General features: G+C 75.7%; 22 protein-coding genes. 10 read left to right on the forward strand and 12 right to left on the reverse strand.

What is annotated here, in order from left to right:
- Window positions 1-149: 149 nt before the first annotated feature.
- The gene (gene rpmB, locus PH190_RS04895) at window positions 150-338 is read left to right on the forward strand and encodes a 50S ribosomal protein L28 (RefSeq protein ID WP_274198923.1); all 189 of its coding nucleotides are present in this window, start codon (window positions 150-152) and stop codon (window positions 336-338) included.
- A 23-nt stretch (window positions 339-361) separates the two neighbouring features.
- Here rpmB and PH190_RS04900 read toward each other — a convergent pair whose 3' ends face one another.
- The gene (locus PH190_RS04900; protein WP_274230361.1) at window positions 362-1,297 is read right to left on the reverse strand and encodes a helix-turn-helix domain-containing protein; all 936 of its coding nucleotides are present in this window, start codon (window positions 1,295-1,297) and stop codon (window positions 362-364) included.
- A gap of 115 nt (window positions 1,298-1,412) precedes the next feature.
- Window positions 1,413-1,688 (reverse strand): DUF397 domain-containing protein, encoded by a 276-nt coding sequence (locus PH190_RS04905; protein ID WP_274230362.1) that lies wholly within the window; start codon window positions 1,686-1,688, stop codon window positions 1,413-1,415.
- Between the two features lie 121 nt (window positions 1,689-1,809).
- Here PH190_RS04905 and PH190_RS04910 point away from each other — a divergent pair, with 121 nt between their 5' ends.
- Entirely contained in the window at window positions 1,810-2,205 is a 396-nt protein-coding gene (locus PH190_RS04910; protein ID WP_274230363.1) for a hypothetical protein, read from the forward strand.
- Between the two features lie 3 nt (window positions 2,206-2,208).
- Here the strand turns inward: PH190_RS04910 and PH190_RS04915 are convergent, their stop codons facing one another.
- Window positions 2,209-2,889 (reverse strand): uracil-DNA glycosylase, encoded by a 681-nt coding sequence (locus PH190_RS04915; protein WP_274230364.1) that lies wholly within the window; start codon window positions 2,887-2,889, stop codon window positions 2,209-2,211.
- A gap of 562 nt (window positions 2,890-3,451) precedes the next feature.
- Between PH190_RS04915 and PH190_RS04920 the strand changes: the two genes are divergently transcribed.
- Genes PH190_RS04920 through PH190_RS04935 form a run of 4 tightly spaced genes read left to right on the forward strand, consistent with a single transcriptional unit; the run spans window position 3,452 to window position 8,278 of the window.
- Entirely contained in the window at window positions 3,452-4,204 is a 753-nt protein-coding gene (locus PH190_RS04920) for an HAD family hydrolase (RefSeq protein ID WP_274230365.1), read from the forward strand.
- Window positions 4,204-5,730 carry an FAD-binding oxidoreductase gene (locus PH190_RS04925; RefSeq protein WP_274230366.1) on the forward strand — a complete coding sequence of 509 codons (1,527 nt, stop codon included), beginning with the start codon at window positions 4,204-4,206 and terminating at the stop codon, window positions 5,728-5,730. The genes PH190_RS04920 and PH190_RS04925 overlap by 1 nt, the downstream gene beginning before the upstream one ends.
- The gene (locus PH190_RS04930; protein WP_274230367.1) at window positions 5,727-6,884 is read left to right on the forward strand and encodes an FAD-binding oxidoreductase; all 1,158 of its coding nucleotides are present in this window, start codon (window positions 5,727-5,729) and stop codon (window positions 6,882-6,884) included. The genes PH190_RS04925 and PH190_RS04930 overlap by 4 nt, the downstream gene beginning before the upstream one ends.
- The gene (locus tag PH190_RS04935; protein ID WP_274230368.1) at window positions 6,881-8,278 is read left to right on the forward strand and encodes a (Fe-S)-binding protein; all 1,398 of its coding nucleotides are present in this window, start codon (window positions 6,881-6,883) and stop codon (window positions 8,276-8,278) included. Before PH190_RS04930 ends, PH190_RS04935 begins: the two co-directional genes overlap by 4 nt.
- Window positions 8,279-8,334: 56 nt before the next feature.
- Here PH190_RS04935 and PH190_RS04940 read toward each other — a convergent pair whose 3' ends face one another.
- Window positions 8,335-9,324, reverse strand: a complete 990-nt coding sequence (locus tag PH190_RS04940; protein ID WP_274230369.1) for a thiamine-phosphate kinase — start codon at window positions 9,322-9,324, stop codon at window positions 8,335-8,337.
- A gap of 148 nt (window positions 9,325-9,472) precedes the next feature.
- Here PH190_RS04940 and PH190_RS04945 point away from each other — a divergent pair, with 148 nt between their 5' ends.
- Together PH190_RS04945 and PH190_RS04950 are read left to right on the forward strand one after the other, a co-directional pair.
- A complete protein-coding gene (locus PH190_RS04945; RefSeq protein WP_274198933.1) occupies window positions 9,473-9,709 on the forward strand; it encodes an Lrp/AsnC ligand binding domain-containing protein in 237 nt (78 codons plus the stop codon).
- Window positions 9,710-9,711: 2 nt separating this feature from the next.
- Window positions 9,712-10,269: a DUF3515 domain-containing protein gene (locus tag PH190_RS04950; protein ID WP_274230370.1), complete on the forward strand. Its 558-nt coding sequence runs from the start codon at window positions 9,712-9,714 to the stop codon at window positions 10,267-10,269.
- Here the strand turns inward: PH190_RS04950 and PH190_RS04955 are convergent.
- From PH190_RS04955 to pdxR, 3 genes are read right to left on the reverse strand one after another with little or no spacing between them, the layout of a single operon-like run.
- Window positions 10,244-11,332: a D-alanine--D-alanine ligase family protein gene (locus PH190_RS04955; protein WP_274230371.1), complete on the reverse strand. Its 1,089-nt coding sequence runs from the start codon at window positions 11,330-11,332 to the stop codon at window positions 10,244-10,246. The two genes, PH190_RS04950 and PH190_RS04955, sit on opposite strands and share 26 nt — an antisense overlap.
- A 22-nt stretch (window positions 11,333-11,354) precedes the next feature.
- Entirely contained in the window at window positions 11,355-12,158 is an 804-nt protein-coding gene (locus tag PH190_RS04960; protein ID WP_274230372.1) for a tryptophan 2,3-dioxygenase, read from the reverse strand.
- Window positions 12,137-13,567: a MocR-like pyridoxine biosynthesis transcription factor PdxR gene (gene pdxR / locus PH190_RS04965; protein ID WP_274230373.1), complete on the reverse strand. Its 1,431-nt coding sequence runs from the start codon at window positions 13,565-13,567 to the stop codon at window positions 12,137-12,139. The genes PH190_RS04960 and pdxR overlap by 22 nt, the downstream gene beginning before the upstream one ends.
- 60 nt (window positions 13,568-13,627) lie before the next feature.
- Here pdxR and PH190_RS04970 point away from each other — a divergent pair, with 60 nt between their 5' ends.
- Window positions 13,628-14,335: a pyridoxamine 5'-phosphate oxidase family protein gene (locus tag PH190_RS04970; RefSeq protein ID WP_274230374.1), complete on the forward strand. Its 708-nt coding sequence runs from the start codon at window positions 13,628-13,630 to the stop codon at window positions 14,333-14,335.
- A gap of 66 nt (window positions 14,336-14,401) precedes the next feature.
- On the opposite strand, the gene PH190_RS04975 is transcribed toward PH190_RS04970, so the two are convergent.
- The 4 genes from PH190_RS04975 to PH190_RS04990 all read right to left on the reverse strand — a co-directional run bounded on the left by PH190_RS04975 (window position 14,402) and on the right by PH190_RS04990 (window position 18,261).
- The gene (locus tag PH190_RS04975) at window positions 14,402-15,871 is read right to left on the reverse strand and encodes an Nramp family divalent metal transporter (RefSeq protein ID WP_274230375.1); all 1,470 of its coding nucleotides are present in this window, start codon (window positions 15,869-15,871) and stop codon (window positions 14,402-14,404) included.
- Window positions 15,872-15,941: 70 nt separating this feature from the next.
- On the reverse strand, window positions 15,942-16,415 hold the full coding sequence (locus PH190_RS04980) for an ATP-binding protein (RefSeq protein ID WP_274230376.1): 474 nt from the start codon (window positions 16,413-16,415) through the stop codon (window positions 15,942-15,944).
- A 68-nt stretch (window positions 16,416-16,483) separates the two neighbouring features.
- Window positions 16,484-17,515, reverse strand: coding sequence for an NAD(P)H-dependent glycerol-3-phosphate dehydrogenase (locus PH190_RS04985; RefSeq protein ID WP_420791577.1), 1,032 nt, complete (start codon window positions 17,513-17,515; stop codon window positions 16,484-16,486).
- Window positions 17,512-18,261 carry a lysophospholipid acyltransferase family protein gene (locus PH190_RS04990; RefSeq protein ID WP_274230377.1) on the reverse strand — a complete coding sequence of 250 codons (750 nt, stop codon included), beginning with the start codon at window positions 18,259-18,261 and terminating at the stop codon, window positions 17,512-17,514. Before PH190_RS04990 ends, PH190_RS04985 begins: the two co-directional genes overlap by 4 nt.
- Window positions 18,262-18,451: 190 nt before the next feature.
- Here PH190_RS04990 and cofC point away from each other — a divergent pair, with 190 nt between their 5' ends.
- Window positions 18,452-19,156 (forward strand): 2-phospho-L-lactate guanylyltransferase, encoded by a 705-nt coding sequence (gene cofC / locus PH190_RS04995; protein ID WP_274230378.1) that lies wholly within the window; start codon window positions 18,452-18,454, stop codon window positions 19,154-19,156.
- 219 nt (window positions 19,157-19,375) lie between these two features.
- Here the strand turns inward: cofC and PH190_RS05000 are convergent, their stop codons facing one another.
- Complete coding sequence (locus tag PH190_RS05000) at window positions 19,376-20,977, reverse strand: DUF6777 domain-containing protein (RefSeq protein WP_274230379.1); 1,602 nt, start codon at window positions 20,975-20,977, stop codon at window positions 19,376-19,378.
- Window positions 20,978-20,997: the final 20 nt, after the last annotated feature.

Raw genomic sequence — 20,997 nt, forward strand, 5'->3', positions numbered from 1 at the left:
CAGCGACGGCGCGCGGCGCGGCCGACGATCTGCGGCGGACCCCGGCGGCCGGGCGCGGTGCGGGACTCGGTTACGCTGGTCGGGAGTGCGCACCACCGTCCGGTGTCCGTGCGCCTGCGTAGATCACCAGCGTGTCGAGGAGTTCAGCCGTGAGTGCCGTCTGTGACGTGTGCGCGAAGGGCCCCGGGTTCGGGAAGTCGGTGTCGCACTCGCACGTGCGCACGAACCGCCGTTGGAACCCGAACGTCCAGGTCGTCCACACCCGCCTGGCCAACGGCAACCGCAAGCGCATGAACGTCTGCACCTCGTGCCTCAAGGCCGGCAAGATCGCGCGCTGAGCGCGTCCGCTCGCTGAGCCGGCCTAGCGGCCGAGCTCGTCGCGCAGCGTCCGGAGCGCGTCCCGGGTCTCGTCCGGAGGCAGCGCCTGGACGCACAGCAGCTCCATCGTGGCGAGGTAGTCGTCCACGTCGGAGCGCTTGTCGAGGTAGAGCGCGCTGGTGAGCTGCTCGAGGTAGACCACGTCAGGCACCCCGGCCTCGCGCGGGAACCGCAGGATGCTGAACGGCCCGCCGGCGCCCGCGTGCCCGCCGTGTCCGAACGGCACCATCTGCACCACGACGTGGCGCTGCTCGGACACCTCGAGCAGGTGGTCGACCTGGGCCTGCATGACCTCGACGCCACCGGTGAGCCGCCGGAGCGCGGCCTCGTCGAGCACGGCCCACAGCGTCGGCGGGTCGGCGCCGTCGAGGATCTCCTGGCGCCGCAGCCGCAGCTCCACCCGCCGCTCGTGCTCGCCGGCCGGCATCGAGCCGGGCCGCAGCGCGGTGACGTGGCGGATCATCGCCTCGGTCTGCAGCAGCCCGGGCACGAACTGCGGCTCGTAGGTGCGGATCTGGTCCGCGGCCTGCTCGAGCCCGACGTAGGTCTCGAACCACGGCGGCAGCAGGTCGGAGTACTGGTGCCACCAGCCCGGCGCGTTGGCCCGCCGCGCCAGCGCGAGCAGGGCGTCGCGCTCGTCGACGTCGTGCACGCCGTACAGCGTCAGCAGGTCGCCGACGTCGCGCTCCTTGAACCCGGTGCGCCCGTTCTCCAGCCGGCTGATCTTCGCGTGGGAGCCGCGGATGCGGTCCCCCGCGGCCTCGCGGGTCACCCCGGCCCGCTCGCGCAGGCCGCGCAGCTGCTGGCCGAGCATGATCCGCAGCACGGTCGGGCCGCCGCCGGGTGCGTCACGGATGTCGCGCGGGCGGTCCGGGACCTGCTCGGCCGCCGACCCCACGGGCTCCCGGGGTGGGACCACGCCGGTACCTCCACCAGCCTCGCCGCGCCGGGCGTACGGAGGCACGCCCGGTCAGGGGAACGACCCTAGCAGTCGGCCCCCCGGCAGAGCGGGCTCGCCGGCGCGCCCGGTGGTGTCAGGCGCCCTCGGCGAGGAGGTCGTCGAAGTCACCGTCCTTCGCGCCGAGCAGGAAGGCCGTCATCTCCGCGCGCGTGTAGACGAGCACCGGACCCTCCCGGTTGCGCGAGTTGCGCACGGCCACCCCGCCGTCGGGGAGCGGGGCCACCTCCACGCAGTTGCCCTTCGGGTTGCTGCGGCGGCTCTTGCGCCAGGAGATGTCGTCGGCGACCGTGCCGCGGACCCCTGGCTGCGGTGCTCCGGATGGTCTCGTCGGCTCCGTCTGCTCCGTCATGCGACCTCCCCCTGGTCGTGCAACAGCTGTCGGCGGTGCAGATGTTCTTGCATCTGCACAGTACGTCGGTCAGGATCGAGGTCGTCGCCGACGTCGGGGAGTGCGACGAACGGAGGTCCACGTGAGCCAGCCGGGACGCCCAGGTTCACCCGGGCGTACACCTGCGCCGCTCCGTGTCACCTCCGAGCGCCTCGGAGAGGACGAGGCCCGCGAGGCCCGGGAGGCCGACGCGGCGTCCGCCGCACCCGTCGCCGCCCCGGCACGCACCGCCACCGCCACGGCCACCGGCCCGCTCCCGGTCGGCACGCCGGGGCCCGCGTCCGCCGCGCCCGTCGTCGCCCCCCGCCCCGCCCTGCCGGTGGTGGCCCCGCGCCCGCGGCGCCGGTGGTCCGATCTGTGGCGTCTGGTGTTCGCGCGCCGCCGCGCCGGGCGCCACCGTCCGGAGACCACGCCGCCGCAGAGCTGGAGCATGATCTCGCCGCAGCGCCGGCGACGCAGCCGCTGGGGCCGGTACTGACCTCTAGGGCAGGCGCCAGTCGACCGGCTCGTCGCCGAGCTCGGTCAGGTACTCGTCGACGCGGCTGAACGGCCGCGAGCCGAAGAAGCCGCGGTCGGCCGACATCGGGCTCGGGTGCGCCGACTCGACGGTCGGGACGTCCTCGCCGAGCAGCGGCTTGACGGTCTGCGCGTCCCGCCCCCACAGCACCGCGACGAGCGGCTGGTCGGGCCGCGCGACCAGCGCGGCCACGGCTGCCTCGGTGACCTTCTCCCAGCCCTTGTTGCGGTGCGACCCCGGCGCGCCGGGCCCGACCGTGAGCACCCTGTTGAGCAGCAGCACCCCGTTGGCGGCCCAGGGCGAGAGGTCGCCGGTGCTCGGCGGCGGGTGGCCGAGGTCGCTCGTGTACTCGCGGAAGATGTTGACGAGGCTCTTCGGCAGCGGCCGCACGTCCGGCGCGACCGAGAACGAGAGCCCGACGGCGTGGCCCGGGGTCGGGTAGGGGTCCTGGCCCATGACCAGCACCCGCACCTCGTCGAAAGGCTGCTGGAACGCCCGCAGCACGTTCGGTCCCGCCGGCAGGTACCGGCGGCCCTCCGCCACCTCCGTGCGCAGGAAGTCGCCCATCGCCGCCACGGTGTCCGCCACCGGCGCGAGCGCCTCGGCCCACCCGGCCTCGACGGATTCGGAGAGGGGACGGGCCACGGTGCGAGCCTCCGGACGGGCGCGGGAGCGAGGTGCGGCCGGGCGGCTGGACCCGACCGGGCGACGCTAGCGCCCGCCGGCGTCGTCGCGGTCGCCGACCCTGGCCGGGGCGGGCGCCCGGGACGCCGAGGCGTCTCCTGGGTGAACGCCTCCTCCACGGCGCACGACGGTGCCGAGGCGTGTCCCGGGGACACGGGTCCGCCGGGCAGCTCGCCAGGCAAGGCCCGTCCTCGGGAACCGCCTCCTCTCCGGCGGCCCGCGGTCCCGACCCGTGTCTCCGGGACACGGGTCGGGAAGCCCATCGCCGACGCCCCTGGTCAGCGCGGTCCGCGGGCGCACGAGGGGCGAGGTGGGAGCGAGGGCGTCCTCCGCTGCTCCGGACGCAGCCGGGGACGCCCTCGCTGCGCCGGCGGCCCTCGACGACCTCCCCGCCCACGGCGTCCTTGATCTTGCCGAGCTCCTCGCCGACGATCCGGCGCACGACCGTCGTCGTCGAGCTCGACGTCGTCGTGGACCACGGCCCGACCCGCGAGCGCGACCTGCCCGAGGAGGACCCGCGTTGATGAGCCCCCAGGTCGCCGTCTGCTGGGACGTCGACGGGACCCTGCTGCACGGCGGGACGATCGGGCGCGAGGTGCTGCTCGAGGCGTTCACCACCGTCACCGGACACCCCGCCCGGGCCGAGGCCGTCGCCATGGGCGGCCGCACCGACTGGCTCATCGGCGAGGCGCTGCGCGACGCGCTGGACCCCGACGACGCGGCCGCCGTGCTCGCGCGGGGCGACGGGTTCGGTCACGCGATGATCGCCGCGGTCGCCGACGGCTGGTCGCGGCGCGCGCGCGACCTCCACGCCGTCGCGCGCACGCTGCCCGGCGTCCCCGAGACCGTCGCCGCCCTGGCCGCCGAGCCCGGCGTGGTGCAGACGCTGACCACCGGCAACGTCCGCGCCGGCGCCCGCGCCAAGCTCGCCGCGGTGGGCCTGGACGGCGGGCCCATCGACGTCGACCTCGGCGGCTACGGCGAGGGGCCGGGCGCCCGGGTGCGCGTGGTGGTGGCGGCCCGCGAGGCCCTCGCCGCCCGCTACGGCACCCCGCCGGCGCTGGTCGTCGTCGGCGACACCCCGCTCGACGTCGAGGCCGCGCACGAGGCCGGCGCGGTCGCGGTGGGCGTCGCCACGGGCAGCGCGACGCGCGCGGAGCTGGTCGCGTCGGGGGCCGCGCACGTCCTCGACGACCTGTCCGACCCGTCCCGTCTGGTGGCGGTGGTCCGCACCACGCGCGAGGATTCGTGGCACACCACGCAAGGAGGCTCGTGATGCCCGAGCGGACGATGGAGGCCCCCCACGGCGGCACGGGGAGCGACGCGCCCGCGGCGGCGACCCCGCCCGCGCCCGTGGGGCCGGAGCTGGCCCGGGACTTCCGCGACGTCCTGCCCGCCGATTCGGTGATCACCGACGAGGTCGGTCGGCGGAGCTACGAGTGCGACGGGCTGACCGGGTTCCGGCAGGTCCCGGCCCTGGTGGTGCTGCCGCGCGACGCCGACGAGGTCGCCGCCTGCGTCCGGATCTGCGCCCGCCACGGCGTCCCGTTCGTCGCGCGCGGGGCGGGCACCGGCCTGTCGGGCGGGGCGATGCCCGTCGCCGACGGTGTCGTGATCTCGCTGCAGAAGCTGCGCCGCATCCTCGAGATCGACGTGGAGAACCGGCGCGCGGTGCTCGAGCCCGGCGTCTACAACCTCGACATCTCCAAGGCCGCCAAGCCCCACGGCCTCTACTACGCGCCCGACCCGTCGAGCCAGCAGGTGTGCACCATCGGCGGCAACGTCGCCGAGAACTCCGGCGGCGCGCACTGCCTGAAGTACGGCTTCACCACCAACCACGTCCTCGAGATGGAGGTCGTGCTCGCCGACGGCTCGGTGGTCACCCTCGGCGGCCCCACCGGCGAGCAGGCCGGCCCCGACCTGCGCGGGCTGTTCATCGGCTCCGAGGGCACGCTCGGCATCTGCACCAAGGTGACCGTCCGGCTGCTGCAGACTCCGGAGGCGGTCCGCACCGTGCTGGCGGACTTCCCGTCGATCGAGGCCGCGGGTGACACCGTCGGCGACATCGTCGACGCGGCGATCATCCCGGCCGCCGTGGAGATGATGGACTCGCTGTCGATGGAGGCCTCCGAGGCCGCCACCGGCGCGGGGCTCACCGTCGACGCCCCCGCCGCGCTGATCATCGAGCTGGACGGGCCGGCCGACGAGGTGGACGCCGAGTTCGAGCACCTCACCGCGATCTGCGAGCGCCACGGCGCCACCCGCCTGCACGTCCCCACCGAGGCCGAGGAGCGCCAGAAGGTGTGGAAGGGGCGCAAGGCCGCGTTCGCCGCGGTCGGGCGGATCAGCCCCGACTACATCGTCCAGGACGGCGTCGTCCCGCGGACCCGGCTGGCCGAGGTGCTCACGCGCATCGCCGAGATGGGCCGCGACGCCGGGCTGCGCGTCGCCAACGTCTTCCACGCCGGCGACGGCAACCTGCACCCCCTGGTGCTCTACTCGGAGGCCGCGGGCGAGCACGACGCCGCGGAGAAGCTCTCCACCGACATCGCCGAGCTGTGCGTCGAGCTGGGCGGGTCGCTGTCGGGCGAGCACGGCATCGGCACCGACAAGGCCTGCTCGATGCCGGTGATGTTCTCCCCCGAGGACCTCGGCGTCATGCACCGCGTCCGGCTCGCCTTCGACCCGGACTCGCGCTGCAACCCCGGCAAGCTCTTCCCGACGCCCCGGCTCTGCGGCGAGCGGCCCGGCAAGTACGCGCCCCATCCCCTCGAGGAAGCAGGAGTGATCGAGCGCCTGTGAGTGAGACCGTCACGCCCACCACCGTCGACGAGCTGCGCGCCGCCGTCCTCGACCGCCCCGGCACGATCCGCCTCGCCGGCGCCGGCACCGCCGCCGACTGGGCGGGCACGCCCGCCCCCGCCGACACGGTCCTCGACCTCACGGGACTCTCCGGGATCGTCACCCACAACCCCGGCGACATGACCGTCGAGGTCGGCGCCGGCACGCCGTTCACGCAGCTCCGGGAGGAGCTGGGCGAGCACCACCAGCGCGTCGCCGTCGACCCCGCCCGCGCCGCCGAGGGCGCCACGCTCGGCGGGCTGTTCGCCACCGCCGACTCCGGTCCGCGCGCGCTGCAGTACGGCTCGCTGCGCGACCTCGTCATCGGCGCGACGATCGTCCTCGCCGACGGCACCGTCGCCCGCTCCGGCGGGCACGTCATCAAGAACGTCGCGGGCTACGACCTCACCAAGGTCCTGCACGGCGCCCACGGCACGCTCGGCGTCGTCGCCCGGCTCGTGCTGCGCCTCCACCCGACGCCGCAGGTCACGGCCACCGTCGCGGTGCCGTGTGCGCGGTCGGCGTCGGCGGACCTCGCCCGGCGCGTGGCCGACAGCCCGGTCGAGGCGGCGGCGATCCAGTGGCACGGTTCCGACCGGGGAGACCGGCTGCTCGTCCTCGTCGAGGGCTCCGAGCGCGGCGCCGACACCCGGGCCCGGCGGCTCGCCGAGGCCGTGGGCGGCGAGCTCCTCGCCCCCGACGACGCCGAGGCGGCGTGGGAGGCGCACGCGGCGTCGGTCCGGGCGCGCCCCGCCGACCGTGCCGTGTTCCGCTTCGGCGTCATCCCGTCGTCGCTGACCGGCGTGCTCGACGGCCTGGAGGCCGACACCGGCGGGCTCGCCGAGGTCACGACGTCCCCGCGCACCGGCGTGGCGACGGTGGCGGTCCCGGCCGACGCCGACGTCGTCGCCGCCGCGCACCGCCGGGTCGCCGACGCCGGCGGCACGTCCTCGCTGCGCCAGCGCCCGGCCGGGGCCGACCTCCCGGCGTTCGGGCCCGCCCCGGCGTCGGCGGCCGTGCTGCGCGCCGTCGCCGCGTCCCTCGACCCCGACCAGCGCCTGGGCCGTGGTCGGCTCGCGCCCTGGATCCCCGCACCGACCGGAGTGAGCGCATGACCACCCATCCCACCACCGGTCCGTCGCCCGACTTCTCCTCCGAGCGCGGCGAGAAGCCCGCCCCCGAGCGCGCCGACGTGCTCGGCGGCGAGTTCGGGTCGTTCGACGACCACCACCCGCCGGCCCAGGAGCTGCTCGACGACTGCGTGCACTGCGGCTTCTGCCTGCCGACGTGTCCGACGTACGCGCTGTGGGGCGAGGAGATGGACTCGCCGCGCGGGCGCATCTACCTCATGGAGATGGCGGAGAAGGGCGAGATCCCGCTCGAGGGCGCGTTCACGACGCACATCGACCGCTGCCTGGGCTGCATGGCGTGCGTGACGGCGTGCCCGTCGGGCGTCCAGTACGACCGCCTGCTCGAGGCCACCCGGCCGCAGATCGAGCGCAACGTGGCCCGCTCGCGCTCCGACCGGCTCTTCCGTGAAGCGATCTTCGCGCTGTTCCCCTACAAGCGGCGGCTGCGCGCGGCGTCGATCGGCGGCGCGCTCTACCAGAAGCTGCGGCCGAAGAGCATGGACAGGCTCATGGCGCGCCTGCCCGAGCGGTTCTCGCGGCTGGTGGCCATGGAGTCGCTGCTGCCGCCGGTGAGCGTGCGCGAGGCGTTCGCGCGCATCCCGGCGCGGACGCCCGCGGTCGGTCCCCGCCGCGGGCGGGTCGGCCTGCTCACCGGCTGCGTCCAGGACGTCTTCTTCCACCCGGTCAACGAGGCGACCGTGCGGGTGCTCGCCGCCGAGGGCTGGGACGTCATCGCGCCGCGCGAGCAGACGTGCTGCGGGGCGCTGGGGCTGCACGCGGGGCGCGAGGAGGAGGCGATCGCGCGGGCGAAGAAGCTCATCGCGACCTTCGAGCGCGCGCGGGTCGACACGATCGCCACGAACGTCGCGGGCTGCGGGTCGTCGATGAAGGAGTACGGCGAGCTGCTCGCCGACGACCCGGAGTGGGCGGACCGGGCGCAGGCGTTCGCGGCGAAGGTGCGCGACATCTCCGAGGTCGTCGACGAGACCCTCGCCGACCCGCGGGCGCGCCGGCACCCGATCGAGGCCACGGTCGTCTACCACGACGCCTGCCACCTCGGGCATGCCCAGAAGATCCGCACCGAGCCGCGCCGGGTGCTGCGCGCGATCCCCGGCGTCGAGCTCGTCGAGCTGCCCGAGGCGGAGATATGCTGCGGGTCGGCGGGGATCTACAACATGCTCCAGCCCCAGGCCGCGGGCGACCTCGGGCGGCGCAAGGCGGACAACATCCGGGGCACCGGCGCCGACGTCCTCGTCACCGCCAACCCGGGGTGCCTGCTGCAGATCCGGAAGTACCTGGACGGCGAGCTGCCGATGCTCCACCCGATCCAGCTCGTCGACGCCTCCATCCGCGGCGTCCGCCCGCCGGAGATGGGCTGACGGGTCTACGTGCGTGATCTCCTGAGCTATGGCTCAGAAGATCACGCACCTCGGGGTCAGCGCCAGTGCCGCCAGCCCGGGTCGCCGGCGCCGCCCCAGCGGTCGGCGTCGACGGTCACCCCGGTGCCGGCGCGGATCTCCCCGCACGCCACCCAGCCGTCGGGCACGTGGTCCTCGCTCGGGAAGGTGGCGACGAGCGCGTGGTCCTCGCCGCCGGTCAACGCCCAGGTCAGCGGGTCGCCGCCGAGGGCCGAGGCCACGTCGCGCAGCTTGTCGGCCACGGGCAGCAGGCGCGAGGAGAGGTCGACGTGCACCCGCGAGGCGGCCGCGACGTGCCCGAGGTCCGCGAGCAGGCCGTCCGAGGTGTCGATCATCGAGGTCGCCCCGGCCCGCGCGGCCACGGGGCCCTCGCGCCACGGCGGGCGGGGCGTCCGGTGGGCGGCGACCATCGCGACCGGCGAGCGGAAGCCCCGGCGCAGCACCGCCATCCCGGCCGCCGACCAGCCGAGCTCGCCGCGCACCGCCACCACGTCGCCCGGGCGCGCTCCCGAGCGGGTCACGGGCGCGCGACCCTCGAGATCGCCCAGCGCCGTGATCGAGACCACCATCGTGTCGGCGGACACGGTGTCGCCCCCGACCACGCCGATCCCCGCGTCCGCCGCGGCGTCCCACACCCCGGCCGCGAGGCCGTCGAGGACCTCGGTGCTCGTCGTCCCCGGGCAGGCCAGCGAGAGCAGCAGGGCCGTCGGGACCGCGCCCATCGCCGCGACGTCGGCCAGGTTCGCCGCGACCGCCTTGCGCCCCACCTGCTCGGGCGCGGACCAGTCGAACCGGAAGTGCACGCCCTCGACCAGCGTGTCCACCGTCGCGACCACCCGCCCGTCCGGGGCCGCGACCAGCGCCGCGTCGTCGCCGGGACCCAGCAGCGTGGGCTCGGGCTGGAAGCGGTCGCCGGTGATGCGGTCGATCACACCGAACTCGCCGAGCTCCGCGGCCGTGTCGGCGGCAGCCGGGCCCGACCGGGCGGCCCCTGCGCCGCCCGGCACGCCCGCGCTCCGTCGGGTGGACCCTCCGGTTCGTCCGTGTCCCCCGCGCCCGTTCGCCGTCCGGCTCACCCCTCGTCTCCCTGCGGTACCTTCCCTGCCACCCTGGCCGACGTCACCGCCGGCCCGTTCCCCCCGAGGAGGCACGTCCGTGGTCCAGGCCTACATCCTGATCCAGACCGAGGTGGGTCGTGCCGCCGCGGTCGCCTCGGACGTGGCCGGGATCGACGGTGTCACCCGGGCCCAGGACGTCACCGGACCCTACGACGTCATCGTCACCGCGGAGGCCGATGACGTCGACACGCTCGGGCGGGATGTCGTCGGCGCGGTGCAGAAGGTCCCCGGGATCACCCGCACGCTCACCTGCCCCGTCGTCTCGACCGACTGACCGTGGTCCTGCGCAGCGCGCCCGAGGTGGCGCGCCGGCTCCCGCGCGTGCTGGTGGTGCTCGTGCTCACGGTGCCCGTGCTCGTGGTGACCGGGGTGTTCGTGGCGTCGCTGGTGCTGGTGCGCCAGCCCGTCCCCGACGCCGACACCGTGCGGCTGCGCGTGCCCGCGGTCCCGACGCCCGCCGCCGCGAGCGCCGACTGCTCGCGCCTGCTCTCCGGCCTGCCCGGCGAGATGGCCACCGAGCAGGGGATGCTGGCGCGCCGCGTGCTCGCCGACCCGGTGCCGCCGGCGACGGTGGCGTGGGGCGGCGAGGAGGGCGCCGCGCCGGTCGTCCTGCGCTGCGGGCTCCCGCGGCCGGCGGCCCTGTCCGGCGGGGGCTCGATGACCGTGGTCAACGGGGTCGACTGGATCGAGGTCGAGGACGGCGTGCCGGGCAGCCGGACGTGGGTGACCACCGACCGCGCGGTCTACGTCGCGATCACGGTGCCCGACGGCGTCGGCACCGCCCCGATCCAGGACGTCTCCCGCGGCGTCAAGATCTCGCTCGTGAGCCGTTGAGCGCGGTCTCGACGAGCGTCGTCAGCAGCGCGGGGTAGTCGACCCCGACCGTCGCCCACATCCGCGGGTAGAGCGAGGTCGCGGTGAACCCCGGCATGGTGTTGAGCTCGTTGACCAGCAGGCGTCCGTCGCCGGTCAGGAAGAAGTCGACCCGGGCGAGGCCCTCGACGCCCATGGTCCGGAACACCTCGAGCGCCGTGGTGCGCACGGCCTCGGCCACCTCGTCGTCGAGCTTCGCGGGCACGTCGAGCTCGCAGGCGTCGTCGAGGTACTTGGTGTCGAAGTCGTACCAGCCGGCGTCACCGCCGACGACGCGGATCTCGGCCGGCACGCTCGCCTCGAGCCGGCCGTCGGGGTGCTCGAGCACGCCGCACTCGATCTCGCGCCCGACGATCGCGGCCTCCACCAGGACCTTCGGGTCCTCCGCGCGCGCCGTCGCGATCGCCGCGCCGAGCTCGCCCCACGCCGCGACCCGGGTGATGCCGACCGACGACCCGGCGCGCGCGGGCTTGACGAACACCGGCAGGCCCAGGCGGTCGCGCTCGGCGTCGGTGAGGTCCGCGCGGTCCGGGGTCAGCACGACGGCGTCGCCGACGGCGAGCCCGGCGTCGCGCAGCAGGCGCTTGGTGACGTCCTTGTCCATCGACGCCGCGCTCGCCAGCACTCCGGCGCCCACGTAGGCGACGCCGGCCGACTCGAGCAGGCCCTGCACGGTCCCGTCCTCGCCGCCGGGGCCGTGCAGCACGGGCACGACGACGTCGACGCGACCCAGCGACGCGCCGTCGTCGAGGGCGACGAGCTCGCGGCGCGTGTCGGCGGGCAGGGCCACCGGGCGCCCGGAGGTCACCTCGGGGAGCTCGCGGCCGCGCAGGCGCAGCTCGGCGGGGTCGGACGGTCCGAGGACCCACGCGCCCGCGGGCGTGATGCCGACCGGGACGACGTCGTAGCGGTCCCGGTCGAGGTGGGCGAGCACGCTGCCGGCCGACAGGCACGAGATCCTGTGCTCGCTGCTGCGGCCCCCGAAGAGGACGACGACGCGGGGGCGGTCTCCCTGGCCCGTCATGGCGGCGGAGCCTACGCGGCGGTCACAGCGCGGTGCGGACCGCGTACAGCTCGGGGAAGAACGTCAGGTCGAGGACGCGGCGCAGGAACGAGGCGCCCGTCGTCCCGCCGGTGCCGGTGCGGAAGCCGATGGTGCGCTCCACGGTCTTGAGGTGCCGGAAGCGCCAGAGCTGCAGGTTGTCCTCGACGTCGACGAGCTCCTCGCACGCCTCGTAGACGTCCCAGTGGTGCTCCGGGTCGTCGTAGATCGCGCGGAACACCTCGACCAGTCGCGCGTCCTCCCGGTGGGCCGTGCGGACGTCGCGCTCGAGCACGTCGGCGGGCACCGGGTGGCCCCGGCGCGCGAGCAGGCGCAGGAACTCGTCGTAGAGGCTGGGCCGCTCGAGCGTCGCGGTGAGCAGGGCCCGGGCCGCCTCGTCGGTGCCGAGCACCTCGATCATCGCCGGGTCCTTGGCGCCGAGGAGGAACTCGACCGCCCGGTACTGGTAGCTCTGGAACCCCGACGACGAGCCGAGGAACCCGCGGAACTGCTGGTACTCGGTCGGCGTGAGCGTCGCGAGCACCGACCACTGCTCGATGAGCTGCTTCTGGACGTGCTTGACGCGCGCCAGGCGCTTGAGGGCGAGCGGGAGGTCGTCGCGGGCCAGGTCGTCGCACGCGCCGGTGAGCTCGTGCAGCGCGAGCTTGAGCCACAGCTCCGAGGTCTGGTGCTGGACGATGAACAGCAGCTCGTCGTGCGCCTCGGGACGCGAGAGGGGGTGCTGCGCCCCGAGCAGATCGTCGAGGTGCAGGTACCGCCCGTAGGTCAGGGACTCCGACTCGGCCACGCCCCCGATCCTCCTCCCCGACGGGCCGCCAGCACCTCCCCGAGTCGCGCGAGCGCACCGTCGATCTGCGACGCCGCCGGCCCCGCCCAGCCGACGAGCACCCCGCGCGCGGCCTCCGGGGCGTCGGGGTCGAGGTGGGTCTCGGCGAGGCCGACGAGGAGCAGGCCCCCGCGGGCGGCGTCGGCGAGGACGGCGTCCTCGCCCGTCCGGTCGGGCAGCGGGACGACGAGGTGCGCGCCGGCCCGGTCGCCGCGCACGGTGTGCCCCGCCGCCCCGACGACGTCGACCACCCGGGCCCGGCGCGCGGCGAGCTCGCGGCGCAGGCGGGCGAGGTGGCGGGCGAGCGCGCCGTCGGCGTGCAGGGCGGCGACGACCTGCTGGCCCGCGGGCGCCGGGCGCACCGACGTGGCCCGCCGCCGCGCCAGCACCTCCGCGCGGACCTCCGGCGGCGCGACCATCCAGCCCGCACCGAGGTCCGGGGTCAGGATCTTGCTGGTGGTGCCGAGGTGCACGGTGACGTCGGGCGCGAGCCCCGCGAGCAGCGGCAACGGGGCGACGTCGTAGCGCAGCTCGCCGTCGTAGTCGTCCTCGAGCAGCAGCAGGCCCTCGTCCCGGGCGCGCGCCACGAGCGCGGCGCGCCGGGCGACGGGCAGGCGGGCGCCGAGCGGGTACTGGTGCGCGGGCGTCAGGTACACCGCGTCGACGCCGGCCGGGACCTCGTCGACCCGCAGGCCCTCGCCGTCGACGCCCACGCCGACCGGCTGGGCGCCGGCCGCGCGCAGCAGGGCGTTGGCGCGGGGGTAGCCGGGCTCCTCGACCGCGACGCGGGGCGCGCGCCCGGTCCGCCACCGCAGCAGGGTCACGATCTCCGCGAGGCCGTCGGTGGTGCCCGCGGTGGCGAGCACGTCGTCGGGCGCGGCGGCCAGCCCGCGGTGGTGGAGCAGCAGGCGGGCGACGGCCTCGCGGTAGGCGGGCACCCCCGCGTGCTCGGGACGGGCGGTCGGGTCCCGGTCCCCCGCCCGCCGCCAGGCCCGGCGCCACGCCCGCCGGTCGAGGACCGCGAGGCACGGGACGCCGGGGCGCAGGTCGACCGGCCGGGGGCTGCGTGCGTGATCTTCTGAGCTATAGCTCAGAAGATCACGCACGTGGGCCGTCGCCAGCACGTAGGTGCCGGCGCCACGGCGGGGGCCGAGCCAGCCCTCGGCGACGAGCTGGTCGTACGCCGCGGCGGTGACCGTCCGGCTCACGCCCAGCTCCGTGGCCAGCGCGCGGGTCGAGGGCACGCGCTCGCCGACCCGCAGCGCCCCGCGCGCCACCGCCCCGCGCAGGCCCTCCGCGAGCTGCACGGCGAGCGGGGTCGGCGCGTCCCGGTCGAGCGGGAGCGCGAGCTCCGGCGACACACCCCGCACGAGTGGCCTCCTGACTTCGCGCCCGAGTGGCCGTTCGAGGATGCCACCTCGGCATCGACGATGGACGTCGTGACCGCACCCCCGCTCTCCCCCACCGACCGCTCGCGGGTCCGCCGCCACCGCGACCGCCAGCGCAGCGACCGCGCCGAGCTGCACGCCGTGCTCGACGAGGCCCTCGTCGCGCACCTCGGCCGCGTCGTCGACGGCGAGCCCGTCGTGCTGCCCACCCTCCACGCCCGGGTCGGCGAGACGCTCTACCTGCACGGGTCCAGCGGCGCGGCGAGCCTGCGCGGCGACGAGCCGGTGTGCGTCACGGTCACGCTGATCGACGGCCTGGTCTACGCCCGCCGCTGGTTCACCCACTCCGCGAACTACCGCAGCGCGGTGGTGCGGGGCCGCGCGCGGACGGTGACCGACCCCGACGAGGCGCTCGCCGCCCTGCGCGCGCTCGTGGCGCAGGTCGCGCCGGGCCAGGAGGAGCACGCGGCGGCGCCCAGCCGCAAGGAGATGGCGGCGACCGCGGTCGTCGCCGTCGACCTCGACGAGGCGAGCGTGAAGGTCCGCACCGGCCCGCCCGGCGACGGTGACGCCGTCGCGGCGGGCGACGACCGCTGGGCCGGGGTGGTGCGGTTGGAGACGCGGGTCGCCGACGTCACGACCTGCCCGGCGCTGCCGGCGGACACCCCGGTGCCGGCGCACGTCCCCCGGAGCGGGACGGCGCTCCCGCTCCTCAGCGGAGCAGGCCCGTCGCGTACGCGAGGGTCGTGAGCAGCACGAAGATCGTCAGGGCGAGCAACAGCGTCAGCCACAGCCGACGGATCGGTCCCGGCACCGCTAGGCCAGCGACGCCGGGCCCGCGCTGATCATCTGGTAGACCAGGAAGATCGAGAAGGCCACGTAGAACAGCGCGACGAGGATCATGATCGGGAGCCGCCAGCCCTTCAGCTTCGCGAACCCCGGCAGGAGCCTCCGGTTGACCATGATGATCAGCACGGAGTAGACGGCCATGACGAAGCCGCCGCCGGCCGAGGAGATCACCAGGAGCACGACCGGCTCGATGCCGGTCCAGATGATCCCGGAGCCGACCACGATCAGCAGCCACACCGTGGCGATGTAGATCTTGCTCTCGCTCCAGAAGGTGCTCTCCTTGAGGAACGTGACCTTCAGCGAGTCGGCGGTGAGCCGGCTGACGTAGTCGACGACGCCGATGTTGGTGGAGAACAGCATGAGGAAGCCGGCGACGTAGAAGGCCGTCGTGAACCACGGCGCGACGAGGTCACCCAGCGCCTGCCCCTCCGCCTGGATGAACGACAGCTCGGACTCCAGTTCGGGGTTGACGCCGATCGTCGAGAACACCAGGACGGACAGCGAGACCAGCAGCAGCGCCCCGATGAACCAGAAGGTGATCAGCTGCTCCTGGTTGGCGATGCGCCACCACCGCCGCCACCGCCGCTCGTTCTCCGGGGTGGCGGGGACCATGTAGCCCAGGGACGGCGCGGCCACCTCCTGCCCGGTGATCGGGGAGACGATGTTGGGGATGCGGACCCCCATCCCCATCCCCTTGTCCCGGATGTAGTTGCTCTGCACCAGGTTGTTCGCCCCGCCCGCGCCCGCGAAGACGATCGCGCCGAACAGCGACGCCGCGCCGATCTGGCCCACGATCTCGGGCAGGTTCCCGATCCCCGACGGGATCTCCGTGACGACGTCCGCCCAGGCCCCCGCCTGGGTCGCCAGGATGATGGCCGCGACGACGAACACCAGGATGAGCGCGACCATCACGCCCTCGATCTTCTCGAGGGTCTGGTAGATGACCGGCGACACCGTGACCGCCAGGCCGATGGAGAGCAGGAAGATCGTGGCGACGACGGGGACCGCGGACTCGCTCCAGCCGAAGATGAACGTGAACACGGTGGCCCCGCTGGACGCCCACCCGGGCCAGAGGTTCGGCAGGATCGCGCCGAGCACGAAGACGATGCCCCAGGGCAGCCACAGCCGCGAGAAGCCCGTCACCGCGGTCTCCCCGGTGACCAGCGTGTACCGCTCGATCTCCATGTTGAGGAAGTACTGCAGCGTGATGCCGACGACGGCGAGCCAGATGATGCCCAGCCCGACCTGGGTCGTGACGTAGGGCCACAGGACCAGCTCGCCCGACCCGAGCGCGGTCGCCGTGAGGATGACGCTCGCCCCGAGGTACCGCCGCAGGCCCTGGGGCTCGGGGAGGTCCGCGTAGGGGACCGCCGGGAGGTAACGATCCGGCAGCTCGGTCGCCAGCGCCGTGCTGCCCTGCCCGACGTCGTCAGCCATGCCGACCCCCCCCGTCACCGCCGGGCCCCGGTGCGCGGCGGGTACGAGCAGTGTGGGGGCTCGAGCGGCGTCAGACCAGGGCTGCGGCGCGATCACGGCTGGGCACCGGCACGCGGCGGCGCAACTGCACCGTGGTGCCCTGCTCGCCGGGCAGCACCGCCGTGGAGTGCATGAGCTCGCGCATCAGCGGCAACCCGCGGCCCCGCCAGCCCGGGCTCGTGCTCGGGCGCCAGGCTCCCTCGTCGACGACCGTGACTACGAGGTCGCGGCCGGTCAGCAACGGGCAAGACACGGCGGACCACAGCGTCATGAGGCCCGGGGTGCCCCGGTCGGCGTAGGCGTGGTCGACGACGTTCGCGAGGGCCTCGTACACCGCGAGCGCGAGGTCGTCGGCGGTGTCGAGGTCGGTGATCTCGGCGACCCAGCAGCGGAAACGGCGGCGCAGCGACGCGGCGTTCTCGGTGGTGGCGAGCGCGCAGAGCTCCAGCGGCGGCACCGCCGTCGCCGGCGCCGTCCGCGGCCCCATCCGCTGCAGCACGTCCATCGCGATCAGTGTTCCCGGGCCCGGTACCGGCAAACGTGCGGGGGTGGGCCTCGACCCGGGGCCGTCCGTCACTCGACCTTGAGCTCCCGGTTGATCAGCTCGTCACCGACCTCCTTGGCCGACACCTCGCCGTCGCACACCCGCCGCACCGCGTCCACGATCGGGGTGTCGACGCCGTGGCGGCGGGCCAGCTCGCTGATCGCGTCGCACGACTTCACGCCCTCGGCGACCTGCCCGTGGTTGGCCTCCTCGGCCTCGGCCACGCTCAGCCCGCGCCCCAGCGCCTCGCCGAACCGGCGGTTGCGCGACAGCGGCGAGGAGCAGGTCGCGACCAGGTCGCCCATGCCCGCGAGGCCGGCGAGCGTCAGGGGCTCGGCCCCCAGCGCGACCGCGAGCCGGGAGATCTCGGCGAGCCCGCGGGTGATCAGCGAGGCCATCGTGTTGTCGCCGTAGCCGAGGCCCACCGCGGTCCCGCACGCGAGGGCGATGACGTTCTTGCACGCCCCGCCGAGCTCGCAGCCCACGACGTCGGTGTTGGTGTAGGGCTTGAAGTAGCCGGTGGAGCAGGCGTGCTGCACGGCGACCGCGCGGTCGTGGTCGCGGCAGGCGACGACGGTCGCGGTCGGCTGCTCGGCGGCGATCTCGCCCGCGAGGTTGGGCCCGGACACCACCGCGACACGGTCGGCGCCGGCGTCGGTGACCTCGCAGATCACCTCGCTCATCCGCAGCAGCGTGCCGCGCTCGACGCCCTTCGCGAGGCTCACCAGCGTGACGCCCTCGGGCAGGTGCGGGCGCCAGTGCTCGAGGTTCTCGCGCAGCCGCTGGGCCGGGAGGGCCAGCACGACGGCCTCGGCGCCGGCGAGCGCCTCGTCGGCGTCGTTGGTGGCGGCGAGCTCCGCCGGCAGGGTCACGTCGGGCAGGTACTCGGGGTTGCGGTGCTCGCGGTTCACCGCCGCGGCGACCTCGGCCCGCCGCGCCCACAGCGTCACGGGCGTGCCGGCGTCGGCCAGGACCTTGGCGAACGTCGTGCCCCAGGATCCGGCGCCGAGCACGGCGACCCGCCGCAGGGGCGCCACGCCGTCGGGGGGTGTCGTGCTCACTTCTCGCTGCTCCGCGATCCCCGCACGGGAGCCGGCACCGGCTCGCCGCGGACCTCGCCGAGCAGCGCGCGCACGGCGGTCATCATGCGGTCGGTGGCCTCGCGCAGCGCCGCGACCTCCACGCTGCGCTCGCCTCCGGGCTCGGCGTCGCGGACCCGCGCGCGCAGGTCGTCCATGGGGATCGGCGCGCCGGCCCGCACGGTGATCGTCTTGCGGAGCGAGGGCCGGAAGCGGCGCCGGTAGTGGTCGTAGACCGACAGGGTGCCCCAGTGCACGACCGGGACCACCGGGACGCCCTCGCCCTGCAGCGCCAGGCGCGCCGCGCCGGAGCGGGCCGCCATCGGCCACCCGGCCTCGTCGCGGGTGATCGTGCCCTCCGGGTAGATGACCACGACGCCGTCGTCGTCGAACGACGCGCGCGCCGCCTCGAGGCTGGCCCCGGCCTCGGCGGAGCCGCGGCTCACCGGGATCTGGCGGCTGCCGCTCAGCGTGCGGCCGAGGACGGGGACCTTCCACAGCGACGCCTTCGCGAGGAAGCGCGGCACCCGTTTGGCGCGGTGCACGAAGACCGCGGTGTACACGGGGTCGAGGTACGAGACGTGGTTGCACACGAGCAGCGCGGGCCCCTCCGCGGGCACGTGCTCGAGGCCCTCCATGCGGCGCCTGGCCAGCAGCACGGTGAGCGGATAGAAGACCGCGGCCGCCAGGGCCACCCACGGCCCGCCCTTCTCGCGCGCCCGTGCCACCGGCTCGCCACCTCCGCTGCGTTTCGATGCTGCCGTGTTCGACGCTGCCGTCGATCCGGCGTTCGGTTCGGGCGCGGACGAGTCCGCCCCGACGCGCGCAGTCTCTCCCGGGCCCGGCGAGCGGTCCAGCGAGACCCGCCACCGTCACTCGCTCCGTCCCCGCTGCGCCGATCGGGGGCAGACTGGGGCCGTGGACGTCGCGGTCGACCTGGTGGTGCCGGTCAAGGAGCTGCGCCGCGCCAAGTCACGTCTCGCGCCGGCGGTCGCCGACCTCCCCGGCGACGACGCCGACCGCGAGCAGGCGCATCGCGCCCTCGCGCTCGCCCTGGCCCGCGACACCCTGCGCGCCGCCCGCGCCGCGCACCGCGTCGGGCGGCTGGTCGTCGTCACCGCCGAGCCCGCCGAGCGCCTCGGTGCCGGCGGCGAGCTCGTCCGCGACGAGGGCGGCGGGCTCAACGCCGCCGTCCGGCGCGGCGCGGCGCACCTGCACGGGGCCGGCGCCCGGGCCGTCGCCGCCCTGCAGGCCGACCTGCCCGCCCTGCGGCCCGAGGAGCTCGACGACGCGCTGCGCCGCGCGTCGGCCCTGTTCGCCGGCGGGGCCGGCGCGGCCTTCGTCGCCGACCACGCCGGCACGGGCACGACGCTGCTGGTCGCGGCCCCCGGGCGCCCGCTGCGCCCCCGCTTCGGTCCCGGCTCGGCGTGGGCGCACGCCCGGTCCGGCGCGGTCGCCCTCGACGGCGACTGGCCGGGGCTGCGCGGTGACGTCGACACCGTGGCCGACCTCGCCCGCGCCCGCGCGCTGGGCACCGGACCGGCGACCTCGGCCTGGTGCGACGACCACGCCGCCCGCTCCGTCACCGACCACGCCCCGGCCCCGACGCCCGGCGGCTACTGACCCGGGCCCAGGGGCGAGGCGGGACGACGCGCCACGACGCGGGGCCCGGGAGCACGGTGTGCTCCCGGGCCCCCACGCCTCCCGATCAGCCCTGGGTCTCCTCGGCCGAGGCGCCGGTCGCACCGGTCCCACCGGCCCCGGACGTCCCGCCGGATCCGCCGGACCCGCCGTCGGCGGGCGTCCCGCCGCCGGCGTCGGGGGACGTGCCGCCGCCGGTGGTCAAACCACCGGCCCGCCGGCCTCCCCGGAGGCCTCGTCGGCGCCGCGCGGGGACGCCGGATCGATCGGGCGCGGGGTGAACGGGGGGTCGATCGGCACGGTCGGGGTCGGGATCCCCGGGTGCGCCGGTCCCCCGCCGGGCCGCCCGGGTGCGGGCACGTTCGTCCCGTCCGGCAGGACCCGCCCGCCGTCGGGCAGGGTGGTCTCCTGCCGCTCGCTGCCGTCCGGGTTGCGGACCCGCCCGCCGGCGTCGGTGATGACGCCACCGGTGATCGTGCCGGTGACGATGTTCACCGGCTTCCCCTCCGGCGCGTAGAGCACGAGGGTGTCCTCGCCGCGCGGATTGTCGGTCAGCACGGTGACGAAGCCGTCGTGGCCGCGGATCACCGTCAGGCCCTCGATCGGCCGGATCTCGCGCCCGCTCCCGTCCGTCAGGGTGCCGTCCGGGGCGAGGAGGATGACCTCGCCGCCCTGCTCCGTGAGCGGCACCTCGTCCCGCGGCGAGCCGTCGCGGTTGCGATAGGTGCCGTTCGCGTCGCGGTAGCCGCCGTCGGGCAGCGGGGTGCTGCCCGCGGGCACGGGCGGCAGGTCGACGATGCGCCCGTCCGGCCGCTGGAGACGCCCGTCGGACAGGACGACCGACCCGTCCCAGGTGAACGTCCCGGTGAGCGGCGGCGTCGACGGTGTGCCGGGCGTGCCGCCGGTGCCGCCGTCCGGCTCGACCGGGATCGGGGTGCCGTCGGGGCCGGGCGTGCCACCCGTGCCGCCGGTGCCGCCGTCGGGCTCCACCGGGATCGGGGCGCCGCCGGTGCTCCCGTCCGGCTCCACGGGGACCGGGCCGCCGCCCGTGGTGTCCGGCCGACCCGGCTGCGCGACGGGGCCCTGCCCGACCGGGTCGTGGACGACGAGGGTCGTGATCGGTGTCGCGGCCGGGACGACCGTGGTCACGGCCGGGTCCGAGCTCGTGCCCGGGGTCAGCGGGTTGCCCGAGAAGCACTTGACCACCGGCTGCCCGTAGCTGTTGACGAACACCGCGGTCCCGGCGGCCAGCACCGACGGCGTCGGGACCGACACCCCGCCCCGGTAGCCGTGGTCGACCACCGCGGTCTCGGTCCGCAGCACCACCGGTGTCAGGCTCTTGACGAAGGCCGGGACGCGGTCGGGCGTGGTGCGCTGCACCTGCGCCCACACGGCCGCCCGGGCGGGGTCGGCCGCCAGCGCGGCGATCAGCGCGTCGGCGTCGCAGACGGGCGCGGCCGGGTCGGCGGCGTACATCTCGGGGGTGTCGCCGTCCTGCTCGCCGCCGGCCCCGGGCACGGGGGCCACCCCGGGTCGGTCGGTGCCGACCGGCGAGGCGAAGGGGTTCTCCCCGGCGTAGGAGACCGGCTGGTAGCGCACCGGCTCGGCGCGGTCGACGCCGTCGAGGACGACCGCCGTCCCGGCCGCCGCGGCCAGCGCGACCACTGCGGCGGCCAGCGTCCTCCACCGCCGTCGCCGGGGAGGTGACGGCGGCGACCCGGCGGGCGGAACCGGGGGTGGCGGCGCCGTCCCCGACGCCGTGACGGGCAGCGGCCGGGTGTGCGGGTCGATCGTGGAGGTCATCGCGGGTCCTTCGTCCGGGA

The organism is Actinomycetospora straminea (assembly GCF_028737255.1).
Taxonomy (GTDB): domain Bacteria; phylum Actinomycetota; class Actinomycetes; order Mycobacteriales; family Pseudonocardiaceae; genus Actinomycetospora; species Actinomycetospora straminea.